We start from the raw sequence: 26,366 nt of genomic DNA on the forward strand, positions 1-26,366 counted from the left end.
AGGTCGTACGTCTGGGTTGAGGGACTGTCGAGGGTGGTCGGTCCCGGCCTGACATCGTTGTCATCGGGCTCGACGACAAGCGACAGCAGGACCAGCGGATGGTGGCAGATGTTTCCGGCAGACCCTTGCCGTGTCAATGGGTTGACCGGAAGGAAACTTAACGAACCCGCCCCTTGTGGATGTCAGCGCCGCGTCCCGGCGCCTCACCGGCCGCCCGCGGCCAACTCGGCGAGCATCCCCTCGCAACTGCGGACGACCACCTCCGCGCCACGACGCTGGGCCAGCGGGAGCCCCGGGTCCTGGGCCCGGTCCCGCCACCGCCACTGCGCGTCGGAGGCGACCTCCCAGAGCCGCCGCACGGTCGCCTCGTGCTCCACACCGAGCCGGGCCGCCAGGCCAACCCCGTCGCCGCCGATCAGCCGTCGCGCCTCGGCGGCCAACTCGGCGTCGAACCCGAGGCGGCTGTTGCGCAGCGCCACCAGCAGGCGCAACTCCCGGAACTCGTGCGCGCCCGCCAGGATCTGCTCGATCGCGCCCACCAAGTCGTCGGCGCCCCGGACGGGCTCCGCCCGCAGCAGGGCCTCCACGGCGGACAGCGCGGAGCGCGCCTTGAGCGCGTCGCGCCGGTCGATGAAACAGCGGGTCACCGACTCGCGCAGCTCGGTGAGCCCACTGCGCCGGATCAGCTCGGCGGACAACGCCACCCGACTGTCGAACCCGCCACGGACCAGCGTCGTCGCCAGCCGGATCCCGAAGAGCCCGAACCGGTCCAGCAGCGCGGCACGCACCTCGGAGTCCAGGCGTACCGGAAGGCCGCCACCGACGAAGCGATCGGCGGAGAGCAGGTGGGCCTCCAGCTCCGCGCGGGGCACCCCGGCCAGCGTCGCGAGCGCGGCGAAGTCCGACTCGCTGAGCAGCCGGCCCGCCAGGCCGACCGATCCGCTGCACGCCACCACGGTCACGGCCACGGCACCCACCCGAGGATCACGCTGGTGCCGTCGGGCCAGTTGGCGGGCCGTGAGCAGCCCGTCGATCCGGCCACCGCCGACCTCGTCCGCCCGGGACAGCACCATGATCACATTCACCGGTGCGGCCTGCCCGACGGCACCGTCGCGGCCGGACTCCAGCACCCGCAGATCGCTGTCGCGGCCGTCGCGGGTCAGAAACAACACGGCGTCGGAATCCCGCAGGACCCGGTCCATCACCGGCACACGGCCCTGCTCGCCGGCACCGCTGAGCGCCGGGGTGTCGATAAGCGTGACCTGCCGCAGCGCCCGCGTCGGCCACCGCACCACGATGTCCCGCACCTCCCCGGCCCGCCAGCCGAGATCCACCCGCATCCCGGTCGCCGACTTGACCACCGCCAACTCCTGTGGAGGCTGGCCCGCCGGGTAGGCGGTGGCACCCGGGTGCGCGCCGTCCTCGTACCAGGTGACGATGCCGTCGGCGCCCTCGACCGGCGCGACCTCCTCCCCCATCAACGCGTTCAGCACCGTCGACTTGCCGGCCCGCCAGGGGCCAGCCACCGCGATGCGCAGGGGCTGCTCCAACCGCGCCACCTGGTGCCGCAACTGGTCGACGGCCCGAGGGTTGTGCTGGTACAGGTCGATGGCCTGGTGCAACAACCCCCACGCCGCCTCGTCCAGCCGCACGCCGACGGTCATGCCCGGGGCTCCAGCAACGCCGGGGTACGGGCGCCGGTCAGCTGTTGCGCCTGCTCGTGCAGCGCGGCAAGGCGGGTCATCCTCAGCCGGATCTCCCGTTGCCGCTGCTCCCGCAGGGCGGCATCGGTGTCGGCCTCCTGCTTCGCGCTGCGGAACGACTGGACGATCGCCTCCTGCAACTCCTCGGTCAGCCCCGTGAAGTGGTCCCGCAGCATCCGCTGCACCTGTCGGGCGGCATCCCGGCAGTCTCTGATCATCCGGACGAAGAAGTCGTCGACATGCCGCTGGATGGCCGTCTTGACGGTCGCCTGCCGACGGCGGAGCAGCTGCTTGCTCTCGTCGCGGATGCTCTTGCCGCCGAAGAGCGCGCCGATACCCACCGAGACCGGATTGATCATCGGCATTCCGGCCAGCGTGGTCGCCAGACCGAACATCAGCATGCCGCCGTAGGAGCCCTTCATGCCGGTGAGCAGCTTCTGGCCGGTGGTGAACCGGTCGATCCTCGGACGTTCCAGCTCCGGCAGCCGGTCGCCGAGATCGTCCGGCATGGTCATCGACCAGGGCGGCAGCACGTCGTAGCCGTACCGGGTGAAGTTGGCGGCCACCCGGCGGGCGACCCAGTCGCACCGCTGGATCAGCCACTCGTGGTTCGCCTCCGCAGCCTCGGTGAGGCTGCGCTCCAGCCAGTCCTGGAACGCGTCCCAGGCCACCAGCGGGTCGGACGCGTCGAACGCCTCGTCCACCGTGCGCAGGATCTGCCGGGTCCGGTCACGCAGGTCGTACTCGATGTCCGAGAGCAGGTCGGCCATCTCGTCGGTGAGGGTGTTCTGCCAGCGGGTGGTACAGCGACGCAGCTCGTCGACCTCGCGCTGCGCCGCGTGCAGCCGGGAGATCGGCCCGGACTGCTCCTCGGCCTCGTACGTCGCCAACTCGGCGCGCAGCGGCGCGGCCAACTGCTCCACCACCGTCCGGGCCACCGCCTGCACCGACGCCCGAGCCAACTGGTCGGCCTTGCCGGCCAGGTCCCGCCGCAGACGGGCGATCAGCGCCGGGAAGCCGGACTCGGCGTTCAGCGCCCGATCGTCGGCCGTGGCCGCGCGCAGCCGCAGCGTCGCCGAGACCGGGATCAGCGGCGCCGGCACACCCGCGTCGGCGAGGTGCTGCCGGTTGCGCTCGGCGACCGTACGCCAGCCCGCCACGAGGTCGGTCTTGCTCTGCACCACGACCACGTTCGGTTGCGACCGCATGACGTGCAGCAGCACGTTCAACTCGGCGACCGAGAGTTCGCGGGTCGAGTCGGAGACCAGCAGCACGGTGTCCGCGCGGGAGGCGGCGGCCACCTCCACGCCACCGCCGACCGTCGCGACCTCGTCGGTGCCGGGAGTGTCCACCAGCACCAGTCCGGCACCGAGCAGCGCGCGGGGCACACCCACCTCGACGTACGCCGGCCCGCCCCCCGGTCGACGACCGACCGTGCCGGACACGCCGGCCGCGACCTGGTCGAGCGGCAAGGGGGTCCGCTCGACCAGAGTCGCTGCGGTGTCGGCGGGCCGGCCCGGGGTCGGCGGCGGCGCCTGGACGACGGCGGCGGTCGCCGCCTCGGCGTGCCGCACCACGGTCGGCAGGACGGTGGTGCGACCGTCACCGACCGGGCAGGCCGGCGCGTTGATGATCGCGTTGACGAGCTGGCTCTTGCCCTGGTTCGGCTCGCCGAGGACGAGCACGCGCAGCGTCGGGTCGAGCAGTTGGGCCCGCTTCTGCCGCACCGTCTGGAGCAGGTCACCGCGATCGTGTGCGGCGCACGTCCGGGCGATCTCGTCCAGCACGTCCAACCAGATCCCCGCCATCACCGCACCAAGTGTGCGGATTTCGGCTCAATTATCAAGAGGGACCGGCCGGACCGCCCGAGGCGGGCCGGCCTCCCCCTCCCGCCGGGCGTCCCCGTCAGAGCAGACCGCCGGTGATGCCGCCCAGCAGCCCGTGGTCCGACGAGGCGGGCCCCCCGTCGTGCGCGTCGCCGGTCACCCCATGGGTGAGCCCACCGGTCACGTCACCGACCGTGCCGGTCACACCGGGGACGAGACCGTCCACCTGGTGCGTGACACCGCCCACCACCGACGGAACGTCCAGCGGCGGGACCACGCCGCTGCCGTGACCCAGGCCCAACCCGCCCAGCGTGTCGTCCACGCCGAGGGAGCCGACGAGGCCGCCGACCTGACCGTGTGCTCCGGAGAGGACACCGCCGGTCAGGTCGCCGCCGAGCAGGCTCGGATCGGTGCCGCCGAGCAGACCGGTCGGGTCGCCGACGGTGCCGGTGACGTCACCGAGCAGCGGGTCCGCGATGCCGTCCACCGGCTGCACCACGTCGGCGTCGAGGGTGTGCGCCACGTCGGCCACACCGGTGAGGTCGGTGTCGAGGCCGCTCGGTCCGACACCCAGGCCGATGCCCGGCAGCACGCTCACGCCGGCGGCCACGGTCGACGGGTCGGCGGCGAGCGCGCCCAGCACGCCGGCCTTGACGTCCACCCCGGTGGGCGAGCTGGTGAGGCTGATCTGCTGCGCCACGCTCTGCAGCTGACCGACCACGTCCGTGGTGTCGGTCACCAGTGGGTCGAAGCCGAGCTGCCCGACGGACGGGGCCAGCGGCGCGAGGCCCTGCCCCGGGGCGTAGTCGACGACGAGCGGGACCACGTCCTGCACGTCGGCGGCGGTGATGTCCGTGAGCCCGGCGGCGTGCAGCGCACCCTCCGGGTCGAGGTCGAAGGCCGACCGCGCGTCCGGGTTGGTCAGCAGGTCGAGCACGAAGTCGTGGAGGGTCTGGTGCGAGTCCATGTGCCGGTTTCTCCTCGGATTGGCATCGGCGACCGTCGTTCGTCGACAGTGACGCTAGGGCCGGGTTCACCCCCGGACATCGGGGCTCGACCCGCATCCGAACCCGCCACGCTAGGGTGTTCGCCGCCTCGTACGTTAGGGGGATTGGGGGAAACCGTCCCGGTCAGATTAGGGTCCCGACCAGGGAGCGATCTCTGGTACGAACGTAGGAGCCCGCGGGGTTCGCCGGGGGTGGGGCGCCGGGCAGCGCCGACGCCATCGCCACCGGCCGGACAGCTCACGGGGAGAGACGAGACGGATGCCGTACGTCCTGGGGATAGACATCGGAAGCACCAACACGGCTGCCGCCGTCGCACGACGCCACGGCGGCACCTGGACGCGCCCGGAGGCTGTCCCCCTCAACGGCGGCTCCCCTCTCGTGCCGTCGGTGCTGCACCTGGCGGCCGACGGCGCGCTGCACATCGGCGGGCCGGCCACCGACGACGGCAGCCGCACCACCCGGGACTTCGTCCGCCGCATCGGCGACGACGTGCCCCTGCTGCTCGGCGGCGAGGCGTGCGCGCCACAGACCCTCACGGCGGAGCTGGCCGCCTGGGTGGTGGAGCAGGTGCACGCCCAGGAGGGCTGCCCGGCTCAGGCGATCGTCCTCAGCCACCCGGCGGGCTGGCGCCCGTACCGGCGGGAGTTGCTGCACCGCGCGCTCGTCGACCTCGGCCTGCGCACCGTGACGCTGCTGCCCCGCACGGTCACGGTGGCCGAGAGCCACGCGGCCCGTGGGTTCGCCGGCGCCACCGCCGCCGTCTACGCGCTGGGCGGCGCCAGTTTCGAAGCGGCCCTGGTACGCCGCACCCCACGGGGCACCTTCGAGAGCTTCGGCACCTCGCAGGGTCTCGACCCGGTTGGCGGCGCCGACTTCGACGAACTGCTGGCCGGCCACGTACGGACCGTGCTGTCCCGCGAGCTGGCCGCCACCGCGCGCCGGGACCGCGACGCCGCCCTGCGCGGGCTGCTCGACGAGTGCGAGCGGGTCAAACGGGCGCTGACCGTCGATCTGGCCGCCGACGTGGTGCTGACCCTGCCCACCGGCCCGGCGCGGGTGCCAGTCACCCGGGCCCGGTTCGAGGCCATGATCCGACCGACCGTGCAGGCCACTGTCGACCTCCTGCTCCGCACCGTGCACGGCGCCGGCCGGGCGTCGACACGGCTCGACGGCGTCCTGCTGACCGGCGGTTCCGCCCGCATCCCGCTGGTCACCGAGCTGATCACGGCGGCCCTTCCGGTCCCCGTCGAGGTGGAGCCCGACGCCCAACTGACCGCCGCCACCGGGGCGGCGATGGCCGCCTGCCAGGTGGTGTCACCGCGCCCCCGCCCGCCGGCCAGGCTCGCCGACCCGGTGCCGGCCACCGGCCGGGCCACCCTCCCGGCGCCACGCCGCCCCCGACACGACACCGCCGTCCCGGGCGACCCGCCACCCCGCCCCCCGGTCCGGATCCTCCCCCTGGACCTGCCGAAGGCGTCCCGCCTGGCACTGACGCTCAGCCGGGGACGCGAAGGATGACCACAATGATCATGAATGACATCGGCGCGTCCACGCTGGTGCTGGGCCGAGGGCCGAAGGCCCTGCTGGACCGGGTCACCGAGGACCCGACCGGCCCGCTGACCGTCGGTCTGTCCGGTCCCGCCGGCCACGGCAAGACCGCACTGCTCACGGAGTTGGCGCGGACTTACCAGAGGGCCGGCGTGACCGTCCGGACGGGCGCCCCGGACCCGGGTGAACCGATCGACCCGGCCACGCTGCTGCTGGTGGACGACGCGCACCTGCTCGACGACGACCGGCTCGCGGCGCTGCTGCGACTGGCCGCCACCCGCGACCACCGGCTGGTGGTCGCCCACCGCCCGTGGCCCCGGTCGGCGGCCCTCACGGAGCTGGCCGACGCGCTCCGGCGCGACGGTCAGGCCGTGCTGCTCACCCCGTTCACCCGGGAGCAGACCGCCGCCCACCTCGCCACGGCGCCCGAGCTGGCCCGGCGCGCCGACCTGGTCGACTTCGTACACGCGCAGACCGGTGGCGTGCCCCGCGACGTCGAACGGCTCGCCCGCGGCCTGCGCGCGGCCCCGACGGACGCCCCGACCGAGGCACCCCGGTCCGTCATCGTCGAGTTCCTACCGGACCTGGAGGCCCAGCCCGCCGACATCCGCCGCCTGCTCCTCGCGCTCGCGGCGGGCGTGCCGCTGCCGGTGAGCCTGCTCGGCGCGCTGCTGGATCGGGAGCCGGAGGCGGTCGACGAGCTGATCGCCACGACCAGGGCGGCCGGGTTGATCGGCGCCGACGGCCGACTCGCGCCGATCGTCCGCCGGGCCGTCACCGCGCTCAGCCCCGCCACGGATCGCAACGCGGTGTGGCGCCGCCTCGGCGAGTTGCAGCTCGCGCGGGGCGGCGCGGTGCTGCCGCTGGTCCGCTCACTGCTCGGGCTGGGCATGGCCGGCGACTGTCCACCCTCGACCCTCGCCGCCGCCGCACAGGAGGCGCTGGCCGACGAGCCGGCCCTCGCCGCCGACCTGTTCGCCTCCGCCACCGTGGCCGGGCACCCCGCGAGCGCCCGACAGGCCCTCGCCACCGCGCTCGCCGGCAACCTCGACGACGCGCTACGCCTGGCGGACCGGCTGCTGGCCACGGCCGACCCGAGCGACCGCGCCGGGGCCGCTGCGGTGGCCGCGAGCGCCCTGGCGCACCGCGGCCAGGTCGGGCGCAGTGTGGAGCTGTTCACGTGGTCGGGCAGCGCCTCGGCGGTGGCGTTCGCCACCGTCGGCAAACTCGCCACCGGCGACCTGACCGCCGTCGCCGCGCCGCCGGTGGACGACCCGAGCGGCGCGCCACCCACCCTGCACGCCAGCGCCGCTCGACTGATGGCCGAGGGGGTACGGGAGAGCGTCGTCGGCACACCGACCGCCGCGCTCTCCGCGCTCGTACAGGCCGCCGCGCTGCTGGAGCCGGACGGGCGGGCGGCGCTGCTGCCGGACAGCCCCGCCGCGCTGGCCGCGCTGACCGCTGTGCACTGCGGCGAGTTGGACATCGCCGAGCGGGTGCTGCACCGGGCCCAGGCGGCCGGTGTCGGTGGCCCGCTGCTGGCGCGCCGGCACCGGCTGTTGCAGGCGTGGATCCTGATGGTCCGGGGCCAGACGCTCGCGGCGGCCGAACGCCTCGCCTCGGTGACCGCCGACGGACGACCGCTGGAGTCGCGGGACCTGCTCTTCGCCGCCGCGCTGCGGATGGGCATCGGCCGACGCACCAGCGACCTCGGCGCGCTCAAGCGCGGGTGGGGGCAGGCGCTGGAGGCGGTGGTTCGGCATCCCGTCGACCTGTTCACGCTGCTGCCGCTGGGCGAACTCGCCATCGCCGGCGCACGCCTCGGTGACCTGGCCCGGTTGGAGCCGTACCTGCGGGAGGGCTGGGCGCTGCTCGGCCGGCTCGACACCCCGGCACTGTGGAGCGTCCCGCTGCACTGGAGCGGGCTGCACGGCGCGATCCTGACCGACGAGCCGACGGCCGCCGACGACCACGTGGCCGCCCTGCTGGCCGTCGCAAACCACAGCCGTTACGCCGCCGTCGTCGCCGCGGCCGCCGAGAGTTGGGTCGAGGTGCTCCGGGGCGTCGTCGACCCGGTCCGGGTGCAGGCCGCCGCCCGGGGGCTGCACGACACCGGGCTGTGCTGGGACGGTGCCCGCCTCGCCGGGCAGGCCGCCATCCGCACCGCCGACCGGCGGGCGATGACCACCCTGCTGGAATGCGCCCGGGTGCTCCAGGGCCGGCCGCCCGGCGTCACCGGAGGGCCGCGACCGACACCCGGCGAGAGCACCACGCAGGTCGCCGACGCCATCGCCGGCCCCGCCCAGCAGGGGCTCAGCGACCGCGAGTACGAGGTGGCCGAGCTGGTGCTGGCCGGGCTGACCTACCGGGAGATCGGTGCTCGGCTCTTCATCTCGGCGAAGACCGTGGAGCATCACGTGGCCCGCATGCGCAACCGACTGAACTGCGCCAACCGGGCGGAGCTGCTCGCCCTGCTGCGAACCGTCGTCGCCGACCGGGCCAGCAACGCGGCCGGGCAGCCGTGGCCGCAGCGGTCGGCCCGATGAGCCGGCGGCACGACGGATGGCGGCTGACGGCGCGGAGCCGACCGTGACGCGACCCGAGGAGCGGCATCTGCGCGCGAGGCTTGTCGCGGTGGCGGCCGTGCTGGTCACCCTGTGGTCGTACGCGGCCTATCTGACCTGCCAGGACGCGGCCGACCTGCTGCGGGTGCGAGCCCTGGCCGACACCCTCGGCCAGCCCATCGACCGGCTGATCCTGGGCCTGCAGACCGAGCGCCGGTTGACCGTCGACACGATCGCCGGGGCCGCGCCCACGGCGACCGGGCTGGGTGGGGCACGCGAGGTCACCGACCGGGCGGCGGCCGACGTCCGCGCGTTCACGGCGGGCAGCGACCTGCGCCTGCTCAGCGCGGGAGCGGTCCGCGACCGGGCCGACGAGCTGGTCCGGCGGCTGAACGGCCTCGGCACCGTCCGGTCCCAGGTGGACGGCGACCGGCTCGACAGCGCCGGGGCGGTCGACCGGTACGACCAACTCGTCGACGCCGCCTTCGACGTGTACGGCCCGGAGTGGGGCGCGTACGAGAGCAGGCTGGCCGCCGACACCCGCGCGGTGATCGCGCTGGCCCGCGCCCGCGAGGTGCTCGCCCGGGAGGACACGCTGGTCAGCGCCGCCCTGGCCGGCGAGCGAATCACGGCCGAGCAGCGGCGGCGGCTGGTCGACGTGGTCACCATCGGCCGGTACACGCGGGCCGCGGCGGTGACCGGACTGCCCGCCGACGGCCGGGCGGCGCACCAGCGGCTCCTGGCCGGCCCCGCGTTCACGGGCGTGCTCGCCGTGGAGGACGCGCTGCTCGGGACGGACCGGGCCGACGCCCTGCGCGGCGTCAGCGCGGCGGACTGGCGGGCGGACGCGGACGCGGCCCTCGGCGCGCTGCACGCCCTGGTGACCACGACCGCCCGCGACAGTGTCGAGCGGGCCACGCCGGGCGCCGCGGTGCTCGTCGCGCGTACCGGCGCCGTGGTGGGGCTCGGGCTGATCGCCATCCTGGTGGTCCTGCTCGGCTGGGCCGGCGCCGTGCGCCGGCTGACCGACGCGCCGGCCCGCTCCGGCGCCGGCCAACCGGCCCGCGCGGACGCCCGGCAACCGGACGGCCCGGTCGCCGAGCAGCCGGCCCGCGTGGACGCCCGGCAACCGGCCGGCCCGGACGCCGGCCAACCGGCTCGCGTGGACGCCGACCTCGACCGGTGGGGGCCGCCGGGCGACGTGGCGTCGGCCGGCGCGGCCGTCACCCCGACGGTCGGCGAACCGGACCGGGACCGCGCCGGCCGGGAATTGCTCCTGCGGGTCACCCGACGCAACCAGGCCCTGCTCCGCGAGCAGCTCGACCTGCTGGACGGGATGCAACGGCGGGAGCGCCCCGACGACGAGACCGACGAGCTGTTCCGGCTCGACCACCTCGCCACCCGGATCCGCCGCAACGTGGAGAAGGTGATCGCGCTGGCCGGCGCGACGCCGGCACGTCGCTGGCGGCGTCCGGTGCCCCTGCTCGACGTCGCGCGCGGCGCGGTCGCCGAGGTGCCGGACTACCACCGGGTCCTGGTCGCGCCGCACTGGCCGTGGTCGCTCGCCGGCCCGGCCGTCACCGATGTCGTGCACCTGCTGGCCGAGCTGATCGAGAACGCCCTGGTCGTCTCGCCGACGGGCACGACCGTCCGCGTCGCCGGTGAGCACCGGCCGCAGGGCTGCGCGGTGATTATCGTCGATGACGGCCCGGGCCTCGACGCGGCAGCGATGACCGAGGCGAACCACCTGCTCGACAACCCGCCGCCGGACGGCCCGCCCGCCGGCGCGGCCGGGCTCTACACGGTCGCCCTGCTGGCCGCCCGCTGCGGCGCCCAGGTCGCGCTGCGGCCCAGCCAGCGCGGCGGGACGGCGGCGATCGTGCTCCTGCCACCGGAGCTGGTCACGGTGACCGGCGACGGGTCGGGCACGCCCGCTCCCGGTCCCGCGTCCCCGCCCGGCCGGAGTCGGTCCGGAGCGCCCGAGGCGGGCGGTCACGGCGGGTTGCCGATGCGGATCCGCCAACCCGGGCCCGAACCCGGCATCGCCGGCCCCGACACCGTAGAACTGCCGGTCGCGAGAGCAACGAGGAGACATCGATGACGCATGCAGTGGTGACCGGAGACAGCCTGACCGGCGCGCTGGACCGGCTGGTCGACCGGGTACGCGGCGCGGAGTTCGCTGTGGTGCTCTCCCCGGACGGGCTTCCGCTCGGCAGTTCCCGGCAGGTGGAGGCGAAGCTGGCCGAACAACTCTCGGGCGTGGTCGCCGGTCTGCTGGCGTTGGGGTCGGCCGCCACCCGGACGTGTGACGCGGGCGGGCTGCGTCAGATCGTGGTGCAGATGTCGCGGGCGTTCCTGTTCGTCGCCACCATCGGAAACGGGACGATCCTCACCGTCCGGATCGCCGGCGACGAGGTTGAGGTGGGCGACATGGCGTACGAGGTGGCGCTCTTCGTGGGGCAGGCCGAACGGCACCTGCCGGTCAGTCTGGAACCGGCCTCCTCGGCGATGAGCGGGGACACGGGTGCACACCGCCGACTCGGCTGACGAGGCGTGGTACGACGACGACGCCGGCCCGGTGGCCCGTCCGTACACGATGACCGGTGGGCGTACCGCACCCGAGCGCGGCCGGTTCGACCTGATCTCGCTGGTCGTCGCCCGGCGGGCGGTCACACCGCGCACACCGCTCTTCCCCGAACAGGCGCGGATCGTGCAACTGTGCCACGATCCAGTGTCGGTGGCCGAGGTCGGCGCCGAGTTGGACCTGCCCCTGGGGACGGTCCGGGTCCTCCTCGGTGACCTGCTCGCGGCAGGGCTGATCGAGACGCACGAACCGCCGGCGCTGTCGGAGCTGCCGTCGCAGGAACTGCTCGAGTCGATACTCGTCGGGCTGCGCGCCCTGTGACCGGTCGGGTGCCACCCGCGAGGTCGCGGGCGGGTGTCCGGTGACGAAGTGAAGGGGAGACAGGCAGTGCCGGCAACACCGCCCCAGCCACGGCGAACTGTGGCGATCATTCTGCTGGACCGGATCGTGGCCGTCGCCGCGGCCGTACGGCGGGTGTTCACCGGTCGTGGTGACGTCTCGCGGGCGACCTGGGTTGCCCTGATCGCGGCGGTCGGGGTGCTTGTCGCGACGGCGGTCTCCGTCATCGGCGTGCTGCGGACGCCGGAGGGGTTGGCTCCGGTGACGCTCAACCCGCCCCCGTCGGCCGATCAGGTGGGCACGCCGGCGGCCGGTACGCCCCGAGGGCAGGCGCAGCCGGCGGCGACCAGCCCGACGCCGTCGGCGCCGTCGACGGTCACGACGGCGCCGCCACCGGTCGAGCCGCCGTCCAGCGCGCCCGCGTCGAGCGCCTCGACGGCCCCGCCGACGCCGTCCGCCCTCGCCGCCGATTTCGCCATCGAGGACAACGCCCTGCTCAGCTATGGCGCCGCCGTGACGGTCCGCAATCCGGGCCCGGTGCCGTCGGCGCGGTGGACGCTGGCCATCACGCTGCCCCGGGAGTCGCTGCGGGTCAGCTCGGTCGAGGGCGCGCAGGTCACCCACGATGGTCCGGTGTGGACGTTCGTGCCGGACGGCGACACCGGCCAGGTGCCCGGCGGCGCGTCGGTGCGCGTGACGTTCCGGGTGAACGGCTCGACGGTCGGCGCCGCTCCCACGGCGTGCACGATCGACGGGGTCGCGTGCGGCGGGCTACCGGGCTGATCCAGCGCGGTACACCGGGCGTTCCGACGGCAGCTGCGGAGTCCCCGCCATCGGCCCGGGTGGCGGGGCTCCGGTTGCGAGCATCGCTCATGATTGGGGGGTGATTCGCTTCGTGCTCAACGTGCTCTGGCTCATCTTCGGTGGTGGCATCGTGCTGGCGTTCGGCTACGGCCTCGCCGCGCTGATCTGCTTCGTCCTCGTCGTCACCATCCCCTTCGGCGTCGCGTCGCTGCGCCTGGCCGTCTACTCGCTGTGGCCCTTCGGCCGCACCCTGGTGCCCAAGCCGGGCGCCGGCGTCGGCTCCGGGCTGGCGAACGTCCTGTGGGTGGTCCTGGCGGGCTGGTGGCTCGCCCTTTCCCACGTCCTCGCCGGCATCGCCCTCTGCGTCACGATCATCGGCATCCCGTTCGGCATCGCCAACTTCAAGCTCGTCCCGGCCGCCTTCTGGCCGCTGGGACGCGAGGTGGTCGACGCACCCTGACCGCCCGCGCCGCCACTGAGCGCCACCGCGTGACCGCGGCGCGCGGCATCGACGGACGCCACTTCCACACGGGCGGCCCGGCGTCCAGGAACGCCGTCGATAGTGGACAATCCGTGGTGCGGTCCCCGATCCGCCGCGGTGGTGACCGCCACCGATGCCCCACTCGATAGGAGCCTGGCATGGCCGGCCCGGATGCCGAACTCACCGCGAAGCTTCAGCCCGACGTGCCGCACGCGGCGCGGATCTGGAACTACTGGATGGGTGGCAAGGACAACTTCCAGTCGGACCGGGCGGCCGGCGACGCCGTGGCCGAGGTCTACCCGGAGATCGTCGTGATGGCGCAGCAGTCCCGCGGGTTCCTGGTGCGGGTCGTGCGCCACCTGGCCGCCGAGGCGGGCATCCGGCAGTTCCTGGACATCGGCACCGGCCTGCCCACCATGCAGAACACCCACGCGGTCGCCCAGGGCATCGCGCCCGAGTCGCGGATCGTCTACGTGGACAACGACCCGATGGTTCTCGTGCACGCCCGGGCACTGCTGGCCAGCACGACGTCGCAGGGCGTCACCACGTACGTACCCGCCGACTACCACGACCCGGAGAAGATCCTCGCCGAGGCCGCGCAGACGCTCGACTTCGACCAGCCGATCGCCGTGATGTACATGGGCGTGCTCGGCTACGAGCCGGATCTGGACGTGGTGCGCTCGATCATCGGGCGGACGATGGACGCGACCGCCTCCGGCAGCCACCTGGTCTTCTGGGACGGCACGAACACCAGCCCGGCGGTGGTCGCCGGCGCGCAGCGGCTGGCCGACAACGGCGGCGTCCCGTACATCCTGCGCAGCCCGGAGGATCTCGCCAGCTGCTTCGCGGGGCTGACGATGGTGGATCCCGGTCTGGTGCCGATCCCGTTGTGGCGTCCGGACGACGCCGACGCGAAGGGGATCGACGCCTACGGCGCGGTGGCCCGCAAGCCCTGACCGACGCCGACCCCCGGCGTCCTGTCGCATCCGAGCCACGGCACGTAGCCTGCTCGGATGCGGCACACCCTCACCCCCGGTGACGAAACCCTGCACGGTCACTTCCGCGCGGACGCCACGCCGGTGCTCACCGTCGACCCCGGCGACACCGTCACCTATCGCACCCTGGACTGCTGGTGGTCGGCCGGCCCGTACCCCGGCGGGCACAACCGGGACCGACCCCGGGTCCCGCAGCGCCAGCCTGACCACGGGCACGCGCTGATCGGCCCGGTCGCGGTCCGCGGCGCTCGCGCCGGTCAGACCCTTGAGGTACGCCTCGACGCGATCGTTCCCGGCGCCTGGGGAACGACGGTGGCCGGTGGTTGGCAGAGCGGCTTCAACCAGCGCTACGGCGTCGAGGAGGAGGGTGTGGTGCACGCCTGGGAGCTGGACCCGGCGTCGATGACCGGCCGCAACCAGTACGGCCACACGGTGGCGCTGCGCCCGTTCATGGGGGTACTCGGGATGCCGCCGGCCGAGCCGGGACGCCACTCGACGGTCCCGCCCCGAGCCTGCGGCGGCAACCTGGACTGCAAGGACCTGACCGCCGGCAGCACGCTGCTGCTGCCGATCCCGGTCGACGGTGCGCTGTTCTCGGTCGGGGACGGGCACGCCGCGCAGGGCGACGGGGAGGTCGGCGGCACGGCGATCGAGTGCCCGATGGACGAGGTGACGCTGACCCTCGACGTACGCGACGACTTTCCGGTGACCGGCCCGGTGGCCCGCACCGCGGACGCCTGGCTGACCCTCGGCGTCGGCGCGTCCCTCGACGACGCCACGTTCATGGCCCTCGACTCGATGCTGACCCTGATGCAGCGGCTGCACGGCCTCAGTCGCCCGGAGGCCGTGGCGCTGGCCAGCGTCCTGGTCGACGTACGGGTGACGCAGATCGTCAACGAAACCGTCGGCGCGCACGCGGTGCTGCGCCACGACGCCCTACGCTGACCGGCGCGGCGGGGTGGCCGGGACCAGGGCCGGAAGCGGGGTTTGGTCAGCGGAGTTGGCGGGCGGTGAACCGGGTCGGCGGCACGGCGATCGCCTCCTGCGCGGCGACCAGCTGGATCTCCCGGGTGCCCGCCGCGAGGGTCGCCTCAAGGACGGCGAAGATGGAGGCGATGGTGTGCTCCAGCGCCGTCGCGGGTGAACCGGTCGTCCACAGGTGCGCGAGGTACAGCGCCGCGGTGACATCGCCCCCGCCGTTCGGGTTGATCGGCAGCAGCGGGGTGGTCACCGCCCAGGCACCCTCGTCCGAGACGGCCACCACCTCCAGGGAGCCCTCCGGCACCTCGTCGTGCAGGACGCTGGTGACCAGGACGTGCCGGGGCCCGGTCGCGCGGACGACGTCGACCGCCTCCAGCACCTGCGCCAGCGAGTTCGTCGTGCGACCGGCCAGGAAGTCCAGCTCGAAGTGGTTCGGTGTGATGATGTCGGCGCGCGGCACGACGGTGTCGCGCAGGTACTCCGGGATGCCCGGCCGGACGAACATGCCGCGCCCGGCGTCGCCCATCACCGGGTCGCAGCAGTAGACCGCCTTCGGGTTGGCGGCCTTGACCCGGTCCACCGCCGCCAGGATCACCGCGCCCATCGCCGGGTCACCCTGGTAGCCCGACAGGACGGCGTCGGCGCTGCCGAGGACCTCCCGGTCCGCGATGCCGGCGATCACGTCGGCCACGTCCTCCGGTGCCAGCATCGGCCCGCGCCACGCGCCGTACCCGGTGTGGTTGGAGAAGTGGACTGTGAGGACCGGCCACACCTCGTGCCCGAGCCGTTGCAGGGGGAAGACGGCCGCCGAGTTGCCGACGTGACCGTAGGCGACCGACGACTGGATGGACAGGATCTTCACCGGCCCATCATGGCGGTTCCCGCCGGTGCCGCACGTCCGGCCCGCCGAATCTGTCGGATGACCCACTCCGGGCCGCTGGGCCCGACACCGGCCTACACGTCACTGGGGGCGTCGTGCTGGACGTACTCCTGGCTCTGGCGTTCCTTCGGGACCACGAGATCGGGCGTGCTCCAGGACCGCCACAGCTGGCTGTACCCTCCCCCGGCCTGCAGCAACTCGTCATGGGTGCCCTGCTCGGCGACGCGTCCGTGCTCCAGCACGACGACGCGGTCCGCGGTTGCCGCCTGGCTGAGGCGATGGGCGACGATCAGGGTGGTACGGCCCTCGGTGGCCGCCACGGCGGCACGGTCGAGGTCCCGCGCGCCCGCGCTGCCGGCCTCCGCGGTGGCCTCGTCGAGGATCGCGACGGAGGGGTCGGCGAGGACGAGGCGGGCGAGGGCGAGTTGCTGGGCCTGGGCGGCGGTGAGGTGCCGACCGCCCTCCCCCACGCCGGTGTCGAGGCCGTCCGGCAGGGTACGCAGCCAGGAGGTGGCGCCGACGAGGTCGAGCGCGGAGGTCATCTCGGCGTCGGTGGCGTCCGGGTCGGCGAGGCGCAGGTCGTCACGCAGCGGCCCGGCGAAGACGTGCACCTCCTGGCTGATCAGGGCGATCTCCCGGCGGACGCGGTGCTCACCCAGATGCGCCAGGGGCACGCCGCGCAGGCGTACCGAGCCGTCGGCGGGCGCGATGATGCCGGCGGTGATGCCGGCGAGCGTGCTCTTGCCCGCTCCGCTCGCTCCGACGAGGGCGACGCGTTCGCCGGGCGCGAGTCGCAGGGCGATGTCCCGCAGCACGACGGGTCCGTCGTCATAGTGGTGCCCGGCGATGATCACCTCCAGCGCCGCGGGCTCGGTCTCGGCCGCCACCTCGGACGCCTCGGACCGGGCGGGCTCGGAGCCGTCGGAGGCGGCGGGCAGTGACGTGACGCCGACGAGCCGGGCGAGGCTCGCCCCGGCCTGCAACACGGAGTCCGACTGGAGCAACAGCAGGCCGATCGGGTTGAACAGGCGGTGGAAGTAGAGCGCGGCGGTGGTGGCGGCACCCACCGTGGACAGGCCGTCGCGCACCAGCAGGAAGCCGACGAGCAGCACGGCGGCGAGCCCCACGAACTCCGACCGGTTGATCCGCAGCCCGAATCGCGTGTGCAGGTTGAAGATCTCCAGCGACAGGTCGCGGGCGGTGGCGGAGCGGTCGGCGATGCGGGCGACGTGGGCGTCCTCCATCCGGTACGCGCGCACGGTCGCCGCGCCGCGAAGCGCCCCGGCCATGGCCTGTGCCCGCTCGCCGGTCGCCACCCGCTCACGCGCGTAGTACGGCACCGACCGCTTCAGGTACCAGCGCAGCGCCACCGCGTACGCCGGGGCCGCGGCCAGCCCGGCGAGGCCGAGCCGCCAGTCGAGGACGAACAGCCCCGCCGCGGTCAGCACGATGGACAGCAGCGCGCCGAGAAAGGCCGGGCCGCTGGTGGTGATCACGTTCGTCACCACTGCCACGTCGTCGCCGGCCCGTGCGATCAGGTCCCCGGTGCCGGCCCGTTCCAGGGTGGCCGATGGCAGGTGCAGGGCGCGGTCGAGGACCCGCTCCCGCAGCCGCGCGAGCACGGTCTCGCCGAGGCGGGCGGCGACGGCGGCCCCGGCGGCGGTGAGCAGGCCGGCGAGCACCGCGGCGCCCGCGATCACACCCGCCCAGGCCACGATCCGTGCCGTGCCGGAACCGGCGATGACGTCGTCGACGAGCCGGCCGAGCACCCAGGGGGCGACGAGCCCGGTCGCGGACGCGGCGACCAGCAGCGTGACGGCGATGGCGCTGAGCCCGGGCAGCCGGGCGAACTCGGCGCGCAGAGCGGCCCAGGTCTGCCCGGAGGTGGCCGTCGGCAGCAGTCGCCGGGATTGCGTGTCGGTCATGGTCGGCTCGTCGGTCACCGCAGGACCTCCTCCCGGTAGCGGGCGTCGCTGGCCAGCAACTGCTCGTGCGGGCCCTCGGCGATGACCCGCCCACCGTCGATCACGGCCACCCGGTGGGTGACCCGCAGCAGGGCCGGACTGTTGGTGATCAGCAGCGTGCCCCGGCCGGCCGCCGTCCGGGCGCCGGCGAGCCCCTCGGCGAGCAGCACCTCGGTCACCGCGTCGACCGCCGTGGTGGGGTTGTGCAGCACCAGCACCGGCGGGTCGGCGACGAGCGCCCGGGCGAGCCCGATCCGCTGTCGTTGCCCGCCGGACAGGTTCGCCCCCCGCTCGGTGAGCACGCGGTCGATGCCGTGCGGGTGCGCGGCCAGCACGTCCTGCGCCGCCGCGGCCCGCACGGCGGCGTGCAGGACGGTCTCGTCGACGCTGGCGCCGGCGGCGAGGTTGGCGCGCAGTGTCCCCTCGAACAACGCCACGTCGTGCTGCTCGACCAGGACCGTGCCGCGTACGGCGTCGATGTCCAACTCCTCGGCGGGCACGCCGTCGACGTACACCGTGCCCTGGTACTCCTCGCGGGACACCCGGCCGGACAGCAACGCGACGAGCGCCTCGGCCTCGCTCGGGTCGTAGGCGAGCACGCCGAGGACCTCACCCGCGTTGACCTGCACGCAGACGCCGTCGAGCCCGGCGTACCCGACCTTGTCGAGGGTGAGCCGTGCCGGGCTCGGCGCGGGCTGCCCGGCGGTGCCCGGCCGGATCACCGGCGCGGCGCCGAGGATCCGGGCGACCCGTCCCGCCGACGCGCGTGCCATGGCGAACAACTGCACGCAGTAGCCGAGTGTCTGCACGGGTTCGGCGACGAACTGGGCCAACCCGACGACGGCGACCAGCTCACCGATGGTGAGCCGGCCCTGCAACGCGAGCCAGCCGGCGACGCCGGCGACCGCCGCGAGGAAGAGACCGTTGACCATGGTGGTGAGGCCGAGGTGCAGGCCCTTGGTGGTGGCCGCCCGCAGGGTGACGTCGAGGGCGTGGCGGCTGGACGCCGCGTACTGGCCGGCGGCGTGGTGCTGCGCGCCGATGCCGCGCAGCACCCGTAGACCGGTGACGAGGTCGACGGCGAGCGCGGTCGTCGCGGCGAGAGCCTCCTGCTGGGACGCGCTGCGCCGGGTGAGCAGCGGCGCCATCCGCTGCAGGACGACGACCACCAGGGGTACGCCGATGAGCACCCCGAGCCCGAGCGGAACGTCGACGACGAGCAGCGCGACAGCGGAGACGACGAGGGCGGTCACCGCCGCGGCGGAGAGCCCCGCGACCCGCACCACGAGCGCCGACAACTCGGCGTCGGAGGCGGTGACGGCCAGCAGGTCGCCGTCGCGCATGCCGGATCGGTGTCCGCGCGGGTCCAGGGCGCTCCGGGCGATCTCGACGCGGACGGCGTGCGCCTCCCTTTCCACGGCGGCGTAGGTCAGGCGGGCGCCGGATCGGTAGGCGTAGGCGAGAACGGTGAACAGCACGGCGAGACCGGCGAGCGAGAGCAGCAGCGCGGGCACGTCCCCGGTGGCGACCGCGCGGTCGATGATCACGCCGATGGCGACCGGGACGAGAGCCTCGGTGGCCTGGTGGGTGCAGAGCAGCGCGGTGCCGGCCAGCACCCGGCCGCGCTGACGGCGCAGGGCGCGGCGCAGCACCACACCACCGCCGTTGTCGTCGCCCGCCATGACGTCAGGACCCGGCGGACGGGGAGAGCGCGTCCGCCGACCGGTCGGCGGACGGGATGACGTGGTGGCGGCCGATCGGCAGCATGAGCGGCTTCTCCGACGTCGGATCGATGATGACCTGGCTTTCGAGACCGAACACGGCGCGGACGCACTCCTGAGTCAGGACCCGCGTCGGCTCTCCCGCGGCGTGCAGCTTACCGGCGGCCAGCGCGATGAGGTGATCCGCGTACCGGGCGGCGAGGTTGAGATCGTGCAGCACCATGACGATCGTCGTGCCGCGGGTCAGGTTGAGGTCGGTGAGCAGGTCAAGCACCTCGACCTGATGGCTGACGTCGAGGAACGTCGTCGGCTCGTCGAGCAGCAGCAGGTCCGTCTGCTGGGCCAGGGCCATGGCGATCCAGACCCGCTGCCGCTGGCCGCCGGAGAGCTCGTCGACCGAGCGGTCGGCGAGGTCCGCGGTCTGTGTCGCGTCCAGGGCCGCCGCCACGGCGGCGTCGTCCTGTTTGCTCCAGCGCGAGAGCACGCGCTGGTGCGGGTTGCGCCCGCGTCCGACCAGGTCGGCCACGGTGATCCCCTCGGGCGCCGTGGGTGACTGGGGAAGCAGGCCGAGGGTACGGGCCAACTGCTTGGCCGGCAGCCGGTGCACCTCCTTGCCGTCGAGCAGGACGTGGCCGGCGCGCGGCGCGAGAAGGCGCGACATCGACCGCAGCAGCGTCGACTTGCCGCACGCGTTGGCGCCGACGATCGCCGTGATCTTCCCCGGTGGCACGACGAGGTCGAGCGAGGAGATGACGACACGATCCTTGTAGCCGAGCATGAGACTCTCGACCGCGAGCGTATGAGTGGTGGTCACAGCGAGCCTCCCGCGCGGTTCGTCCGGATGAGCAGGTAGATGAGGTACGGGGCGCCGAGCACACCGGTGACGACACCCACCGGATAGCGCGTGTCGAAGGCGAACTGGCCGACGAAGTCCGCGACCAGCACCAGCAGAGCGCCGACCAGTGCGGACGGCACCAGCAACGACCCGGCCGGACCGATGAGCCGGGCGGCGATCGGCCCGGACAGGAAGGCCACGAAGGCGATCGGCCCGGTCGCCGCCGTGGCGAAGGCGATCAGGCCGACGGCCGCGACGATGACCAGGATCCGGGTGCGTTCGAGGCGGACCCCGAGCGCCGCCGCCGTGTCGTCACCCAGCTGCATCGTGGACAGGTTGCGGGCCTGGCTCAGCAGCACCGGCGCCAGGACGGCCACGGCGAGGGCCACCGGAGCGGCCTGCTTCCAGGTCGCGCCGTTGAGGCTGCCGGTGAGCCAGCGCAGGGCCTCCTGCAGGTCCCACTCGGCGGCCTGGGTCAGGACGTACGCGGTGAGGCTGTCGAGCATGGCGGCCATGCCGATGCCGATGAGGACGAGGCGGGTGCCGGCGACACCGTCCTTGAACGACAGCACGTAGATGACCAGCGCCACCGCCAGCCCGAGCACGATCGCGAAGGCGGACACCCCCGCCTCGCCGAGATTCAGCACCACGATCGCGAAGGCGGCCGCGGCGCTCGCGCCGGAGCTGATGCCGATCATGTCGGGGCTGGCGAGCGGGTTGCGCAGCATCGTCTGGAAGGTGACGCCGCCGAGCCCGAAGCAGGCGCCGGCCAGGATCGCGAGGACCGCCCTCGGCAGGCGGAGCGTGCCCACCGTGAAGGAGGCCCCGGGGACGTCCTCGCCGGCGATCACCGCCAGGACGTCGGCCGGCGGGTAGAAGGTGCGCCCCGCCATCAGCGAGCCGGCGAACGCCGCGACGACGAGCACGGCGAGGATGGCGAGGACGCCACGCCGTCGACGCGTACGGCGGACCCGGCCCTGGGTGACGGCCTGGAGAGTCGCAGTGCTCACAGCTCGCGCACCTTCTGCCGCCGGACGATGTAGATGAAGAACGGGGCGCCGATCAGCGCCGTCACGATGCCCACGTCGATCTCGGCCGGGCGGGCCACCACCCGGCCGACGACGTCCGCGGCGGTCAGCAGCGACGCGCCCAGCAGCGCGGAGAACGGCAGCAGCCACCGGTGGTCGAGCCCGATGAGCAGGCGGCACACGTGCGGCACGACGAGGCCGACGAAGCCGATGGGTCCGGCGACCGCCGTGGCGGCGCCACAGAGCAGCACCGAACCGGCGCCCGCGACGCCGCGCACCACGGCGACCCGCTCGCCGAGCCCTGCCGCGAGGTCGTCGCCGAGGGCGAGCGAGTTCAGGGCCCGGCCCGACAGGAGGCAGACCACGAGACCCACGGCCAGAAACGGCAGGGCATGCCGGATGCTGTCGTAGGTGGCGCCGCCGACCCCGCCGATCTGCCACGAGCGGAAGTTGCCGGCGACGTCGTTGCGGGGCAGCACGAAGGCGCTGATCAACGAGGCCAGCGCGGCGGAGGTGGCGGCGCCCGCGAGCGCGAGTTTGAGCGGCGTCGCGCCACCGCGGCCGAGGGAGCCGACGGCGTACACGAAGACCGCCGCGAGAGCGGCACCGAGGATCGCCACCCACAGGTAGCTGGTCGGCGCGGAGAGGCCGAACATGACCATTCCGGTGACCACGGCGAGCGACGCCCCCATGTTCACGCCCAGGATTCCGGGATCAGCCAGCGGGTTGCGGGTCACGCCCTGCATCACCGCGCCGGCAAGGCCGAGCGCCGCGCCGACGAGCACGGCGAGCAGGGTGCGCGGGATCCGTTTGGTGACGGCGGCCTGCTCCATGGTGTCGTCCGCGCCCTGGAACGCGGCGAGGATGTCGGACAGGCCGACGCTGCGGGAACCCAGCGCGACCGACGCCGCCATCAGCGCCAGCAGCACCGCGACGGCGACGAGAAACCACAGCAGGCGTACCCGTGCCGGACGCCGCACCACGGCGGCGTCCGGCACGGCACGCGTGTCCAGCGTGGTCATGACACCTGATCGGCAGCCTTGGCGAGCATCGCGACGTAGTCGTCGAGCACGAACGGGATGGCCAGCGGGGTCGGGTTCGCGGCGGTGCCGAGCGGGGTGGCGCCGGAGAGCATGACCACCGAGCCGCGCTTGATCGCGGGGATCTTCGACAGCAGCGGGTCGGCCTGCGCGGCGGCGAGGAGCTTGTCGTCACCGTAGGCGACGATGACGTCCACGTCGTTGAAGACCTGGATCTGCTCGGCGCTCTGGGTCAGGCTGAACTTGTCGGTGCCGGCGGAGAGCGTGGCGATGCTGGCCGGCACCTTCAGCCCGAGGTCGGCGAAGAACTGGGCCCGGGTGTCGTGCGTCGTGTAGAAACCGATCTTGCTCAGGTCGGTCGGGTCGATGTGCGTCATGAACATCGCCGACTTCCCGGCCAACTGCGGGTGCTTCGCGGCGGCGTCGGTCATCTGCTTCTCGAAGTCGGCGATCAGCGCGTCGCCCTCCTTGGCGAGGCCGAGCGCCTGGCTCTCCAGCTTGATGGTGTCGCGCCACGCCGTGGCCCAGGGCGCCTCGGGGTAGGCGACGACCGGGGCGATCTTGCTGAGGGTGTCGTAATCCTGTGCCGTCAGGCCCGAGTACGCGGCGAGGATGACGTCCGGCCGGGTGTCCGCGACGGCCTCGAAGTTGATGCCGTCGTTCTCGTCGAACAGCACCGGCGGGGTCCCGCCGAGGGTCTTGAGCTTCTCGGCGACCCACGGCAGGATGCCGTCGCCGTCGTCGTCGCCGAAGTTGGCCTTCGCCATGCCCACCGGGACGATGCCGAGGGCGAGCGGCACCTCGTGGTTGGCCCAGGCCACGGTCGCGACCCGCTTCGGCTGCTCCTTGATCGTCGTGGTGCCGAGCGCGTGCTTGATCGTGACCGGGAACGTGGCGGAACCGCTGGCGGCGGAGGCGTCCTCCGGCTCGGTCGAGTCGCCACAGGCGGCCAGCGCCAAGGTCGCGGCCAGGGCGACGAACCCGGCCAGGAAACGGTGTGAGCGCATGCCTCTAAACTCCATCGTTTGGTTAGGGGAGGCTAACCTAACATAACGATGTGAGTCGTTCTCGCAACCCGGGGTCACCGGCCGATTTTGCCGGAAGAGCCGGCAAGCAGGGCACGCGCCGGCGGGCGGCCCGGACAGTCGTCCGGGCCGCCCGTGGGACCAGCGTCGAGGGGGCCGCTGACCCGTCGATCAGGTCACTGTCGCGGTCAGCCGCCGAGGCTCGCCGCGGCGGAGGCGATCGACGAGGCGAAGTAGCTCACCTGCGTGTAGACGCCCGGGTAGTTGGGTCGGGCGCAGCCGTTGCCCCAACTGACGATGCCGACCTGGATCCAGGCGTTGGCGGCGTCGCGGCGGAACATCGGGCCACCGGAGTCTCCCTGGCAGGTGTCCACCCCGCCGCTGGCATAGCCGGCGCAGATCTCCTGGGCGGCGATGACCTGACCGCGGTAGTAGGAGTTGCAGGTGGAGTCGCTGACGAACGGGACGGTCGCCTTGAGCAGGTACCGCTGCTGCGCGCCGCCCTCCCGCGCGGCGCCCCAGCCGGCGACGGTGAAGGTGCCGCTGTCGTACGCGGTGGTGGTGGCGATCTTCAGCGTGCTCAGCCCGGTGACGGGCGTGGCGAGCCGGATCAGCGCCCAGTCCCGGCCGTTGCCGTTGTAGCCGGGCGCCCGGTAGACGTAGTTCGACCGGACCGTGATCCGACTGGACGACTGGAGGTCGACCGTGCCGAGCGTCGCGGTGATGCTGGTGTTGGTGCCGGTGGCGCCCACGCAGTGTGCGGCGGTGAGCACCAACTGAGGGCTGTACAGGGCGCCGCCGCAGCCCATCGAGAGTCGCACCATGAACGGGAACTCGCCCTGGGCGGCGCGGCTGCCGCCGACGACGTTCGGCGTGATCGGGCTGTCGGCCGCGGCCGGGGCGGCGAGGGTGAGGCTGGCCGCGGCCAGCGCGGCGGCCAACAGGCCGGTGAGGGTACGCCAGCGAACCATGATTCCTCCGCATCAGGACATTCGAGATAGCGGTCATCATATTGAGGTTCATGGATCTTCTGCGTCATCTTCTCTTGGTCGTACCCCGGCGTTATGGCCGCCCCGGGCATCGCGGTCGGGTCGGCCACGACGGCCATCCCGCCGGCTGCCGGGGGCCACCTGAGATCGCCGCGACCCGGGTTCCCGGCGGTGTCGGTGTCGGTGTCAGGCCGTGTCGGTGGCGTGTCGGCGGGGTGTCAGGCGACCCGCGCACGCTGTGCGGCATGACAGTTGACCTGGTGATCGAGGCCGAGGGCCTCGTCAAGACCTTCGGGAAGACGAGGGCGCTACAGGGCGTGAACCTCGCCGTCCCCCGCGGCACGGTGCTGGGGGTGCTCGGCCCCAACGGCGCCGGCAAGACCACCGCCGTCCGCATTCTCTCCACGCTCCTGACCCCGGACGCCGGAACCGCCCGGATCGGCGGCTTCGACGTGGTCCGCGACGCCGAGCGGGTCCGGCAGAGCATCGGCCTCACCGGCCAGTACGCCTCGGTCGACGAGGACCTGACCGGGCGGCAGAACCTGGAGTTGTTCGGCACGTTGCTGGAGTTGGGGCGCACCGGCGCCCGACGGCGGGCCGCCGAACTGCTCGACTGGTTCGACCTGACCGACGCCGCGAACCGGCAGGCCAAGACGTACTCCGGTGGTATGCGGCGGCGGCTGGACCTGGCCGCCAGCCTGGTCGGCTCCCCCGACGTGATCTTCCTGGACGAGCCGACGACCGGCCTCGACCCGGCCAAGCGCGAGGACATGTGGGGCGTGGTCCGGTCGCTGGTGTCGAACGGCTCGACCGTGCTGCTCACCACGCAGTACCTGGAGGAGGCCGACGCGCTCGCCGACGCGATCACGGTGATCGACCACGGGCGGGTCATCGCGCACAACACACCAGAGGGGCTCAAGCGGGTGGTGGGCGGCCAGACGCTGGAGGTCCGGCCGAGCGACCCCGCGCAGCTGCCCCGGATCGCGGCGATCCTGTCCGAGGTCGGCTCCGGCGCGCAGGCCGACGAGATCCGCAAGGGCGTCCTGGCGGTGCCGGTCACCGACGACGCGGCCCTGACCGAGAGCGTCGCGCGATTCGCCACCGCCGGCATCGCGGTCACCGAACTCTCCCTGCACCTGCCGAGCCTCGACGAGGTGTTCCTCACCCTCACCGGGCGTACGGCATCCGACGACGACACCACCAACCGCACGGAGGTCGCGGCATGAGCACCCTTGTCGACACCGCACCCACGGCAGGGCCGGCGTTCTCGGCGGCCGTGCCGCGACCACGCCCGTTCCGGCTCCTCCGGCACTCCCTTGCGCTGACCAAGCGGAGCCTCATCAAGACCTGGCGTACGCCCGAGGCGCTCGTCGACGTCACGGTGCAGCCGGTGCTGTTCCTGCTCATCTTCGTCTACATCTTCGGCGGCGCGGTCGCCGGCTCCACCCACGACTACCTGCAGTTCCTGCTGCCCGGCATCCTGGCGCAGACCATCGCCACCGGCGCCATCGCGATCGGCGTCAACCTCAACACCGACATCGCCAAGGGCGTCTTCGACCGGTTCCGGTCGCTGCCGATCCCCCGCTCCGCGCCGTTGGTGGGCGCGGTCCTGGGCGACGTCGTCCGGTACGTGATCGTCACGGTCTCGACCCTCGGAATCGGCTACCTGATGGGCTTCCGGATCGACACCGACGTGTTCCGGGCGGTCGCCGGGTGTCTGCTCGCGGTGCTGTTCGCGCTCTGCCTGAGCTGGCTGCCGGTCTACGTGTCGATGAAGGTACGCACCCCGGGCGCCGTGCAGGGCCTGATGTTCGCCCTGATCATGCCGTTGAGCTTCGCGTCCAACGTGTTCGTCGACGCCGACACCCTGCCGGGCTGGATGCGGGCGTTCGTCGACGTCAACCCGATGACCCACCTGGTGGCGTCGGTACGCGGCCTGTTCCTCGGCACCCCGCTCGGCTCGCACGTGTGGTGGACGCTCGCCTGGTGCGCCGCCTTCGTGGCGATGTTCATGCCGCTGGCGCTGCGGGCGTACCGCAGGAAGATCTGACC

Annotated in this window: 22 protein-coding genes; 11 read left to right on the forward strand and 11 right to left on the reverse strand. The window is 73.4% G+C overall.

Annotation, left to right across the window (positions count from 1 at the left end):
* Positions 1–203: 203 nt before the first annotated feature.
* The 3 genes from ABZ808_RS07515 to ABZ808_RS07525 form a co-directional block, all read right to left on the reverse strand.
* Positions 204–1,664 (reverse strand): GTP-binding protein, encoded by a 1,461-nt coding sequence (locus tag ABZ808_RS07515; RefSeq protein ID WP_357002237.1) that lies wholly within the window; start codon positions 1,662–1,664, stop codon positions 204–206.
* A complete protein-coding gene (locus ABZ808_RS07520; RefSeq protein ID WP_357002239.1) occupies positions 1,661–3,511 on the reverse strand; it encodes a dynamin family protein in 1,851 nt (616 codons plus the stop codon). Before ABZ808_RS07520 ends, ABZ808_RS07515 begins: the two co-directional genes overlap by 4 nt.
* 97 nt (positions 3,512–3,608) lie before the next feature.
* Complete coding sequence (locus ABZ808_RS07525) at positions 3,609–4,496, reverse strand: IniB N-terminal domain-containing protein (protein ID WP_357002241.1); 888 nt, start codon at positions 4,494–4,496, stop codon at positions 3,609–3,611.
* Between the two features lie 298 nt (positions 4,497–4,794).
* Between ABZ808_RS07525 and ABZ808_RS07530 the strand changes: the two genes are divergently transcribed.
* The 9 genes from ABZ808_RS07530 (at position 4,795) to ABZ808_RS07570 (ending at position 14,796) form a co-directional block, all read left to right on the forward strand.
* The gene (locus tag ABZ808_RS07530; protein ID WP_357002243.1) at positions 4,795–6,054 is read left to right on the forward strand and encodes an Hsp70 family protein; all 1,260 of its coding nucleotides are present in this window, start codon (positions 4,795–4,797) and stop codon (positions 6,052–6,054) included.
* Positions 6,055–6,059: 5 nt separating this feature from the next.
* On the forward strand, positions 6,060–8,630 hold the full coding sequence (locus ABZ808_RS07535; protein WP_357002245.1) for a LuxR C-terminal-related transcriptional regulator: 2,571 nt from the start codon (positions 6,060–6,062) through the stop codon (positions 8,628–8,630).
* A 43-nt stretch (positions 8,631–8,673) separates the two neighbouring features.
* Positions 8,674–10,749 carry a nitrate- and nitrite sensing domain-containing protein gene (locus ABZ808_RS07540; RefSeq protein WP_357002247.1) on the forward strand — a complete coding sequence of 692 codons (2,076 nt, stop codon included), beginning with the start codon at positions 8,674–8,676 and terminating at the stop codon, positions 10,747–10,749.
* Positions 10,746–11,195, forward strand: coding sequence for a roadblock/LC7 domain-containing protein (locus tag ABZ808_RS07545; protein WP_357002249.1), 450 nt, complete (start codon positions 10,746–10,748; stop codon positions 11,193–11,195). Before ABZ808_RS07540 ends, ABZ808_RS07545 begins: the two co-directional genes overlap by 4 nt.
* A complete protein-coding gene (locus tag ABZ808_RS07550) occupies positions 11,173–11,553 on the forward strand; it encodes a DUF742 domain-containing protein (RefSeq protein ID WP_357002251.1) in 381 nt (126 codons plus the stop codon). The genes ABZ808_RS07545 and ABZ808_RS07550 overlap by 23 nt, the downstream gene beginning before the upstream one ends.
* A gap of 99 nt (positions 11,554–11,652) precedes the next feature.
* Entirely contained in the window at positions 11,653–12,354 is a 702-nt protein-coding gene (locus tag ABZ808_RS07555; protein ID WP_357002253.1) for a cellulose binding domain-containing protein, read from the forward strand.
* A 100-nt stretch (positions 12,355–12,454) separates the two neighbouring features.
* The gene (locus ABZ808_RS07560; protein ID WP_357002255.1) at positions 12,455–12,835 is read left to right on the forward strand and encodes a YccF domain-containing protein; all 381 of its coding nucleotides are present in this window, start codon (positions 12,455–12,457) and stop codon (positions 12,833–12,835) included.
* Positions 12,836–13,014: 179 nt separating this feature from the next.
* The gene (locus tag ABZ808_RS07565) at positions 13,015–13,812 is read left to right on the forward strand and encodes an SAM-dependent methyltransferase (RefSeq protein ID WP_357002257.1); all 798 of its coding nucleotides are present in this window, start codon (positions 13,015–13,017) and stop codon (positions 13,810–13,812) included.
* Positions 13,813–13,869: 57 nt separating this feature from the next.
* Positions 13,870–14,796: an acetamidase/formamidase family protein gene (locus ABZ808_RS07570; protein ID WP_357002259.1), complete on the forward strand. Its 927-nt coding sequence runs from the start codon at positions 13,870–13,872 to the stop codon at positions 14,794–14,796.
* A 46-nt stretch (positions 14,797–14,842) separates the two neighbouring features.
* Here the strand turns inward: ABZ808_RS07570 and pdxY are convergent, their stop codons facing one another.
* The 8 genes from pdxY to ABZ808_RS07610 all read right to left on the reverse strand — a co-directional run bounded on the left by pdxY (position 14,843) and on the right by ABZ808_RS07610 (position 24,296).
* On the reverse strand, positions 14,843–15,694 hold the full coding sequence (gene pdxY, locus ABZ808_RS07575) for a pyridoxal kinase PdxY (RefSeq protein ID WP_357002261.1): 852 nt from the start codon (positions 15,692–15,694) through the stop codon (positions 14,843–14,845).
* Positions 15,695–15,786: 92 nt separating this feature from the next.
* Positions 15,787–17,637 (reverse strand): ABC transporter ATP-binding protein, encoded by a 1,851-nt coding sequence (locus tag ABZ808_RS07580; RefSeq protein ID WP_357002263.1) that lies wholly within the window; start codon positions 17,635–17,637, stop codon positions 15,787–15,789.
* A gap of 14 nt (positions 17,638–17,651) precedes the next feature.
* Positions 17,652–19,358, reverse strand: a complete 1,707-nt coding sequence (locus ABZ808_RS07585; protein WP_357002265.1) for an ABC transporter ATP-binding protein — start codon at positions 19,356–19,358, stop codon at positions 17,652–17,654.
* 4 nt (positions 19,359–19,362) lie between these two features.
* The gene (locus tag ABZ808_RS07590; RefSeq protein ID WP_357002267.1) at positions 19,363–20,211 is read right to left on the reverse strand and encodes an ABC transporter ATP-binding protein; all 849 of its coding nucleotides are present in this window, start codon (positions 20,209–20,211) and stop codon (positions 19,363–19,365) included.
* Complete coding sequence (locus ABZ808_RS07595; protein ID WP_357002269.1) at positions 20,208–21,242, reverse strand: iron chelate uptake ABC transporter family permease subunit; 1,035 nt, start codon at positions 21,240–21,242, stop codon at positions 20,208–20,210. Before ABZ808_RS07595 ends, ABZ808_RS07590 begins: the two co-directional genes overlap by 4 nt.
* Positions 21,239–22,282: an iron ABC transporter permease gene (locus tag ABZ808_RS07600; protein ID WP_357002271.1), complete on the reverse strand. Its 1,044-nt coding sequence runs from the start codon at positions 22,280–22,282 to the stop codon at positions 21,239–21,241. Before ABZ808_RS07600 ends, ABZ808_RS07595 begins: the two co-directional genes overlap by 4 nt.
* On the reverse strand, positions 22,279–23,307 hold the full coding sequence (locus tag ABZ808_RS07605) for an iron-siderophore ABC transporter substrate-binding protein (RefSeq protein WP_357002273.1): 1,029 nt from the start codon (positions 23,305–23,307) through the stop codon (positions 22,279–22,281). The genes ABZ808_RS07600 and ABZ808_RS07605 overlap by 4 nt, the downstream gene beginning before the upstream one ends.
* Positions 23,308–23,513: 206 nt before the next feature.
* Entirely contained in the window at positions 23,514–24,296 is a 783-nt protein-coding gene (locus ABZ808_RS07610; protein WP_357002275.1) for a serine protease, read from the reverse strand.
* Between the two features lie 263 nt (positions 24,297–24,559).
* Here ABZ808_RS07610 and ABZ808_RS07615 point away from each other — a divergent pair, with 263 nt between their 5' ends.
* On the forward strand, positions 24,560–25,540 hold the full coding sequence (locus ABZ808_RS07615) for an ATP-binding cassette domain-containing protein (RefSeq protein WP_357002277.1): 981 nt from the start codon (positions 24,560–24,562) through the stop codon (positions 25,538–25,540).
* Positions 25,537–26,364, forward strand: a complete 828-nt coding sequence (locus tag ABZ808_RS07620) for an ABC transporter permease (RefSeq protein WP_357002279.1) — start codon at positions 25,537–25,539, stop codon at positions 26,362–26,364. The genes ABZ808_RS07615 and ABZ808_RS07620 overlap by 4 nt, the downstream gene beginning before the upstream one ends.
* The last annotated feature ends 2 nt before the right edge of the window (positions 26,365–26,366 follow it).

Origin of the sequence: Micromonospora sp. NPDC047527, from assembly GCF_040643015.1 — a bacterium.
Classification (GTDB): domain Bacteria; phylum Actinomycetota; class Actinomycetes; order Mycobacteriales; family Micromonosporaceae; genus Micromonospora.